The sequence below is a fragment of the Achromobacter xylosoxidans genome (assembly GCF_002192695.1).
In the GTDB taxonomy this organism is placed as follows: domain Bacteria; phylum Pseudomonadota; class Gammaproteobacteria; order Burkholderiales; family Burkholderiaceae_B; genus Achromobacter; species Achromobacter xylosoxidans_C.
Map to the genome: position 1 here is coordinate 229,196 of NZ_MTLG01000122.1, position 7,337 is coordinate 236,532.

Annotated in this window: 13 protein-coding genes; 1 reads left to right on the forward strand and 12 read right to left on the reverse strand. The window is 61.6% G+C overall.

Annotated features, from left to right (window positions below; all coding sequences use genetic code 11):
• The first annotated feature begins 7 nt into the window (after positions 1-7).
• A complete protein-coding gene (locus tag BRO63_RS31535; protein WP_088143477.1) occupies positions 8-1,075 on the forward strand; it encodes a branched-chain amino acid ABC transporter permease in 1,068 nt (355 codons plus the stop codon).
• 11 nt (positions 1,076-1,086) lie between these two features.
• On the opposite strand, the gene BRO63_RS31540 is transcribed toward BRO63_RS31535, so the two are convergent.
• From BRO63_RS31540 to rpsJ, 12 genes are all read right to left on the reverse strand, one after another.
• A complete protein-coding gene (locus BRO63_RS31540) occupies positions 1,087-1,638 on the reverse strand; it encodes a hypothetical protein (protein ID WP_256943444.1) in 552 nt (183 codons plus the stop codon).
• Positions 1,639-1,698: 60 nt separating this feature from the next.
• Positions 1,699-1,980, reverse strand: a complete 282-nt coding sequence (gene rpsQ, locus BRO63_RS31545) for a 30S ribosomal protein S17 (RefSeq protein WP_006216549.1) — start codon at positions 1,978-1,980, stop codon at positions 1,699-1,701.
• Positions 1,981-1,982: 2 nt separating this feature from the next.
• The gene (gene rpmC, locus BRO63_RS31550; protein ID WP_003806912.1) at positions 1,983-2,174 is read right to left on the reverse strand and encodes a 50S ribosomal protein L29; all 192 of its coding nucleotides are present in this window, start codon (positions 2,172-2,174) and stop codon (positions 1,983-1,985) included.
• An 11-nt stretch (positions 2,175-2,185) separates the two neighbouring features.
• Positions 2,186-2,602 carry a 50S ribosomal protein L16 gene (gene rplP / locus BRO63_RS31555; protein ID WP_006392071.1) on the reverse strand — a complete coding sequence of 139 codons (417 nt, stop codon included), beginning with the start codon at positions 2,600-2,602 and terminating at the stop codon, positions 2,186-2,188.
• A gap of 2 nt (positions 2,603-2,604) precedes the next feature.
• Positions 2,605-3,399, reverse strand: a complete 795-nt coding sequence (rpsC, locus tag BRO63_RS31560) for a 30S ribosomal protein S3 (RefSeq protein WP_006216553.1) — start codon at positions 3,397-3,399, stop codon at positions 2,605-2,607.
• A 9-nt stretch (positions 3,400-3,408) separates the two neighbouring features.
• Positions 3,409-3,738, reverse strand: a complete 330-nt coding sequence (rplV, locus tag BRO63_RS31565) for a 50S ribosomal protein L22 (RefSeq protein ID WP_006227021.1) — start codon at positions 3,736-3,738, stop codon at positions 3,409-3,411.
• Between the two features lie 3 nt (positions 3,739-3,741).
• Positions 3,742-4,017, reverse strand: a complete 276-nt coding sequence (gene rpsS, locus BRO63_RS31570; protein ID WP_006216555.1) for a 30S ribosomal protein S19 — start codon at positions 4,015-4,017, stop codon at positions 3,742-3,744.
• Between the two features lie 12 nt (positions 4,018-4,029).
• Positions 4,030-4,857 (reverse strand): 50S ribosomal protein L2, encoded by an 828-nt coding sequence (gene rplB / locus BRO63_RS31575; RefSeq protein ID WP_013397018.1) that lies wholly within the window; start codon positions 4,855-4,857, stop codon positions 4,030-4,032.
• The gene (gene rplW, locus BRO63_RS31580) at positions 4,858-5,154 is read right to left on the reverse strand and encodes a 50S ribosomal protein L23 (protein ID WP_006216557.1); all 297 of its coding nucleotides are present in this window, start codon (positions 5,152-5,154) and stop codon (positions 4,858-4,860) included.
• A complete protein-coding gene (gene rplD, locus BRO63_RS31585; protein WP_013397019.1) occupies positions 5,151-5,771 on the reverse strand; it encodes a 50S ribosomal protein L4 in 621 nt (206 codons plus the stop codon). The genes rplW and rplD overlap by 4 nt, the downstream gene beginning before the upstream one ends.
• A gap of 4 nt (positions 5,772-5,775) precedes the next feature.
• Positions 5,776-6,465, reverse strand: coding sequence for a 50S ribosomal protein L3 (gene rplC / locus BRO63_RS31590; RefSeq protein WP_008168945.1), 690 nt, complete (start codon positions 6,463-6,465; stop codon positions 5,776-5,778).
• Between the two features lie 438 nt (positions 6,466-6,903).
• The gene (gene rpsJ / locus BRO63_RS31595; protein ID WP_003806903.1) at positions 6,904-7,215 is read right to left on the reverse strand and encodes a 30S ribosomal protein S10; all 312 of its coding nucleotides are present in this window, start codon (positions 7,213-7,215) and stop codon (positions 6,904-6,906) included.
• Positions 7,216-7,337: the final 122 nt, after the last annotated feature.

The following is a 7,337-nucleotide window of genomic DNA, read 5'->3' on the forward strand; positions in this document are numbered from 1 at the left end:
CGCCGACATGTCCGTACGCCTGCTTTCCGGCGATCCCCCGCGCAGCACGCTGCTGGCCCTGGCGTTGATCGCCATCGTGGCCCTGCTTGCCGCCGCGCCCTTTCTCTTTCCCGGCCCCAAGTCGCTGGCGGTGGCCGCGAAGATCCTGGTCTTCGTGATCCTGGTCGCCAGCTATGACCTGCTGCTGGGATACACCGGCATCGTCAGCTTCGCGCACACCATGTTCTTCGGCATCGGCGCCTACGGCGTGGCGATCGCCAGCATCCGCATGGAACCGGGTTGGACCGCGGTGTTCGCGGGCCTGGGCGGCGGCCTGGTGGTATCGCTCGCGTTCGCCCTGCTGATCGGCCTGGCCAGCCTGCGCGTGCGCGCGATCTTCTACGCCATGATCACGCTGGCCGTCGCCGCGGCGTTTCAGACGCTGGTATCGCAGTTGTCCGACCTGACGGGCGGCGAGGATGGCCTGAACTTCAAGGTGCCGCAGATGCTGCGGCCGGCATTCCGGCCTTTCTCCGAGCAGATCTTCGGCGTCACGGTCGACGGCCGCGTGCTCACCTACTACCTGATCGCCGCGGTCTGCGTGGTGCTGTTCCTGCTGTTGCTGCGCATCGTGAATTCACCGTTCGGCCGCGTGCTGCAAGCCATACGCGAGAACCCGTTCCGCGCCGAAGCCATCGGCTACCGCACGGTGCTGTACCGCAGCCTGTCCAACCTGCTCGCCGCAGCCTTCGCCACGCTGGCAGGCGCCATGTACGCGCTCTGGCTGCGCTACAACGGTCCGGATACCTCGCTGTCGTTCGAGATCATGCTCAACATCCTGCTGATGCTGGTGATAGGCGGCATGGGCACCATGTATGGCGCCGTGGTGGGCGCCAGCCTCTTCGTCTTCGCGCAAAGCTATCTGCAGGATGGCCTGCACGTGATCCACGACGCGGTGTCGGGCGTGGCCCCCTTGGCGCTGCTGTTCGAGCCGGATCGATGGCTGTTGTGGCTGGGGATTCTGTTCGTCGTGTCGGTGTACTACTTCCCCACGGGCATCACTGGACGGTTGCGCGAACTGGCGGCGCGCCGCTGAGGCCGGCCCGATCAGCGGCCGCGCTGACTCAGCGCGTCGGCCTCACGCCGCAGGCCGTCGACACGGCGCTGCATGTCGTCCAAACTTCGGCGCGTGTCCTGGGCTCCCCGGTTCAGTTGCGAGCCGGATGGCGTCGGCGCCAGGTTGGGCATAGTCATGTCGGCGCCAGGCTTCAAAGGAATCATCGCCGGCGGATGCAGGTCGGCCGCCGGCTTCTCGCTGAGCAACTTTTCCAGCACCCGCATCTGCTCCCTGCGTTGCGCGATGGCGCGTTCCTCGTCCAGCAACGCCTGCTCGTTTGCGTCCTCGGTCCCGAACATGGCCGCGTGATCGAGCGACTGACCATCCAGGCGCACCCGCGCGTCGGGACCGGCATCTAGCAAGGCCCGCCCCAGGACAGCCGGATCCTGCGACGGCGCCGGATCCGGCCGCGTCTGCGCCGCAGTTGGCACCGCCCAGGCGCAAGCCATCAACAAGCCAAGCCGCGCCGCGTTCATGAAACCGCGCATGGTGTCCTGATCCCTGAATTCAAAGCCAAAAGTTCGGGCGAAAAAAAACGGCAAGGGTTTTATCCCTTGCCGTCTTATATCAGAACGGCGCGCCGTCCCGATGTGCTGCTTTACTTAGATGATACGTGCGGCTTCAACCAGACGCACCACGCGCCACGACTTCGAGCGCGAGATGGGACGGCCTTCAGCGATTTCAACCGTATCGCCTTCGTTGTACTGGTTCGATTCATCGTGCGCCTTGTACTTCGCGGAACGCATGATGATCTTGCCGAAGATGGGGTGCTTGACGCGGCGCTCAACGAGCACGACGACAGTCTTGTCCATCTTGTTGCTGACGACCTTGCCAACCAGCGTGCGCTGGCGCTTGGCCACTTGGGTGTTTTGAGTTTCGCTCATCTTTATTTCCCTGCCTTCTCGGTCAGCAAGGTACGAACGCGCGCAATGTCGCGACGCACGTTGCGCAGCTGGCTGGTGTTGGCCAGTTGCTGCGTGGCCTTCTGCATACGCAGACCGAATTGTGCCTTCAGCAGGCTTTCGAGCTCTTTGCCGAGCTCGGCGGCGTCTTTCGAACGGAGTTCGCTAGCTTTCATGTTAGTACTCCTTAAGCACCGATATGACGCGCGACGAACGTGGTCGAAATCGGCAGCTTGGCAGCGGCCAGGCGGAAAGCTTCACGCGCGAGCTCTTCGCTAACCCCTTCCATTTCGTAGAGCACCTTGCCGGGCTGAATTTCAGCGACCCAGTACTCCGGGTTGCCCTTACCGTTACCCATACGGACTTCGGCAGGCTTCTGCGAGATGGGCTTATCCGGGAAAATGCGAATCCAGATACGGCCGCCACGCTTGATGTGACGATTGATGGCACGACGAGCAGCTTCGATCTGGCGAGCGGTCAGACGGCCACGGCCGGTGGCCTTCAGACCGTATTCGCCGAACGACACGTGGGTACCACGGGTCGCCAGACCGGTGTTGCGGCCCTTCTGCTCTTTGCGATACTTTCTGCGAGAGGGTTGCAGCATGGTTATTCTCCTTCAGGCGCCGGAGCAGCGTCCGCCTTGCGGGGACCACCACGACCACGACCACCCGGACGACCGGTGCGAGCACCGTCCGGACGATCACCACGCGGAGCGCGGCGCGGACGACGTTCTTCTTCACGCGGGGCAGCGGTTTCCGGCGGCAATTCGCCGTTGGCCAGCATGTCGCCCTTGTAGACCCAGACCTTGATGCCGATCACGCCATAGGTCGTGTGGGCTTCGGAGGTGCCGTAGTCGATGTTGGCCTTCAGGGTGTGCAGCGGCACACGGCCTTCGCGATACCACTCGGTGCGAGCAATTTCGATACCGTTCAGACGGCCCGAGCTCATGATCTTGATGCCTTGGGCACCCAGACGCATGGCGTTCTGCATCGCGCGCTTCATGGCGCGACGGAACATGATGCGCTTCTCGAGCTGTTGCGAGATCGAGTCGGCGATCAGTTGAGCATCGGTTTCCGGCTTGCGGATTTCTTCGATGTTGACGTGCACGGGCACGCCCATCAGGCGCTGCAGATCAGCCTTCAGGCTTTCGATGTCTTCGCCGCGCTTGCCGATCACCACGCCCGGACGAGCCGAGTAGACGGTGATGCGGGCATTCTTGGCGGGACGCTCGATGATCACGCGACCGACGGAGGCGCTCTTGAGCTTCTTCTTCAGGTACTCGCGAACGCGAATGTCTTCGGCCAGCATCGTGCCGAAGGCCTTGTCGTCGGCGAACCAACGCGAGGACCAATTACGGGTGACCGCGAGACGGAACCCAGTGGGGTGAATTTTCTGACCCATCGTGACTCCTTAAGCTCCGACCTTGACCGTGATGTGGCAGGTCTGCTTCTCGATACGGTTGCCGCGGCCCTTGGCGCGAGCGGAGAAGCGCTTCATCGACTGAGCCTTGTCCACGAAAATCGTGGTGACCTTCAGTTCGTCGATGTCGGCGCCGTCGTTGTGCTCGGCGTTGGCGATGGCGGACTCGACAGCCTTCTTCAGGATGACGGCAGCCTTCTTCGGCGAGAAGGTGAGGATTTCCAGGGCACGACCGACCTTCTGGCCGCGGATCAGGTCCGCAACCAGACGGGTCTTCTGTGCCGAGATGTGAACCCCACGGATAATGGCAGTAGTTTCCATCGCTTACCTCTTCGCCTTCTTGTCCGCAGCGTGACCCTTGAACGTACGGGTCAGTGCGAACTCGCCCAGCTTGTGACCGACCATGTTCTCGTTGATGTACACGGGAACGTGCTGCTTGCCGTTGTGCACAGCGATCGTCAGACCGATGAACTCGGGCAGGATCGTGGAGCGACGCGACCAGGTCTTGATCGGCTTCTTGTCTTTGCCCGCAACGGCCGTGTCCACCTTTTTGATCAGGTGAGCATCGACAAACGGGCCTTTCTTGATCGAACGTGACATAGTGTTCGCCTCTTACTTGCGCTTGCGCCGTTGGACGATCATATTGTTCGTCCGCTTGTTGCGACGGGTCTTGAAACCCTTCGCCGGAGTGCCCCACGGGCTGACCGGTTCGCGTGCTTCACCGGTACGGCCTTCGCCGCCACCGTGCGGGTGATCCACCGGGTTCATGGCAACGCCACGAACCGTCGGGCGGATACCGCGCCAACGCATTGCACCGGCCTTGCCGATTTGGCGCAGGCTGTGTTCTTCGTTACCGACTTCACCGATGGTGGCGCGGCATTCGATGTGCACACGGCGGACTTCACCCGAGCGCAGACGCACTTGAGCGTAGATGCCTTCGCGAGCCAGCAGGACGGCGGAAGCGCCGGCCGAACGGACCATCTGAGCACCCTTGCCAGGCAGCATTTCGACGCAGTGAATCGTCGTACCCACCGGGATGTTGCGGATCGGCAGCGTGTTGCCAGCGCGGATCGGGGCTTCGACGCCCGACAGCAGCGTGGCGCCAACTTCCAGACCGCGCGGAGCGATGATGTAGCGACGTTCGCCGTCGGCGTAGCACAGCAGAGCGATGTGCGCCGTACGGTTGGGGTCATACTCCAGGCGCTCGACCTTTGCCGGGATGCCGTCCTTGTCGCGACGGAAGTCGACGACACGGTAGTGTTGCTTGTGGCCACCGCCACGATGACGGATCGTGATGTGACCGTTGTTGTTACGGCCAGAACCACGGGTCTTCTTTTCCAGCAGCGGCGCGTAGGGCTCACCCTTGTGCAGGTTCGGGCTGACAACCTTCACCATGCCACGGCGGCCAGCCGAAGTCGGCTTAACTTTTACGAGGGCCATTTACTTCACCTCCGCAAAGTCGATTTCCTGGCCGTCCTTGAGCGACACGTAAGCCTTGCGCTCATTGCGACGGCGGCCAACGAATCGGCCAAAGCGCTTGACTTTGCCCTTACGGTTGAGGACCTGCACGGACTCGACCTGCACCTTGAAGAGCAGTTCGACGGCAGCCTTGATTTCCGGCTTGGTAGCGTCAGCCACGACACGGAAAGCGACTTGCTGATTCTTCTCGGCAACGAAGGTGGCCTTTTCGGTCACGATCGGGGCCAGAATGACTTGCATCAAGCGTTCAGCGTTCATCCCAGCATCTCCTCGAGTTGAGCGATGGCCGGCTTGGTGATCAGCACTTTCTTGTAGTGGACCAGCGACAACGGATCGGCATAACGGGGCTCGACAACAGCAACGTGCGGCAGGTTGCGGGTGGCGAGGTAAACATTTTCATCAACGCTGTCGGTGATGATCAGGACCGAGTCCAGGCCCAGGCTCTTCAGCTTGGCAGCTGCGTCCTTGGTCTTGGGCGATGCCAGATCAAACGATTCGACGACGGCGATGCGGTCTTCGCGAGCGAGCTGCGACAGGATCGAACGGATCCCGGCGCGGTACATCTTCTTGTTGACCTTCTGGCTGAAGTTCTCTTCCGGCGAGTTCGGGAAAATCCGACCACCGCCACGCCACAACGGCGACGAAGTCATACCAGCGCGTGCGCGGCCGGTACCCTTCTGGCGCCAGGGCTTCTTGGTCGAGTGCTTGACTTCAGTGCGATCCTTCTGAGCGCGGTTACCCGAACGGGCGTTGGCTTGGAAAGCCACCACGATCTGATGAATCAGCGCTTCGTTGAAGTCACGGCCGAAGATGGTGTCGGGTGCGCTGAACGTAGCAGCGGCCTGACCTTGGTCGTTCAGGAGCTTGAGATCCATTTACTTACGCTCCCTTCTTGGCCGGGGCCTTGATGGCCGGGCGCACGACGATGTCGGCGCCAGCGTGGCCGGGGACAGCGCCCTTGACCAGCAGCAGGCCGCGCTCAACGTCAACGCGAACGACGTCGAGGTTTTGAACGGTGCGGGTGACATCACCCAGGTGACCGGCCATGCGCTTACCCGGGAAAATACGGCCCGGATCTTGAGCTTGACCAATCGAGCCCGGGACGCGGTGCGAACGGGAGTTACCGTGCGACGCGCGCTGCGAACCGAAGTTGTGACGCTTGATGGTACCGGCGAAGCCTTTACCAATGGTGGTGCCCGTGACGTCGACCTGTTGGCCGGCTTCGAACACCGATTCCACGGCGATCACGGAACCGGCCGCAAATTCAGCGGCGCGAGCGGGATCAAGGCGGAATTCTTTGAGGATGCTACCGGCTTCAGCGCCGGCTTTGGCGTAGTGGCCCGTTTGCGGCTGAGCCACACGCGAGGCACGACGAGTGCCATAAGCCACCTGGATCGCGGCGTAGCCGTCGGTTTCCAGCGACTTAACTTGGGTCACACGGTTGTTCGACACGTCCAGCACGGTCACCGGGATGGATTCACCTTCCTCGGTAAAAATGCGGGTCATGCCGACCTTGCGACCCACCAGCCCCAGCCGGTGAGCGGCGGGCGTGGGTGTCGAATTCGACATCGTTTTCTCCATTCCCGACTGCGATTGGTCGGGGCTAATCAGGCAAAAGGTAACGGCCTTTGCCCTACGACTATGTTCAACCTGGTTCAAATTCAGGCGAGGTCCGCCTTTCTTTTCCCCATAGTTGCTCTTGCCACAAAATGGCAAGCTTGGCATATTAGCATGTTTTTTTCAGTCAGCACAAGCACTTAGCGTGCTTCGGCGCCACAGCAAAGGGCCATTTCGCCACAATTCGCTGGTCTGGGCAGTGGCAGCGCGCCTGGCGGACCTGGTTGCGGCAGTGAGCACACGCTAACTAGATCTTGGGAAAGGTGGACGTCCTGCCCAACTCCGGACAGGCGCCGCGCCAGGCTTGCCCAAAAACAAAATGGCCGCACTCACAAGGAATGCGGCCATTTTTTTCGTGCCTGCCGGCGAAGGTAGCAGGCCCGATACGCTTTACTGCAGCGCGATTTCGACGTCGACGCCAGCCGGCAGGTCCAGACGCATCAGGGCGTCAACGGTCTTGTCGGTGGGATCAACGATGTCCATCAGGCGCTGGTGCGTGCGGATTTCGAACTGGTCACGCGACGTCTTGTTGACGTGCGGCGAACGCAGGACGTCATAGCGACGGATACGCGTGGGCAGCGGCACCGGGCCGCGGACAACGGCGCCGGTACGCTTGGCGGTATCGACGATTTCAGCGGCCGACTGATCGATCAGCTTGTAATCGAAGGCTTTCAAGCGGATACGGATCTTTTGGTTTTTCATGGCGTTTCCTAAAGAACGAGAGGCGAAGGCGACGAGGCCGCCCTCGCTGATTGTTTGCTGCTAAGGGATCCGAATTACTTCAGGATCTTGGCGACGACGCCGGCGCCGACGGTACGACCGCC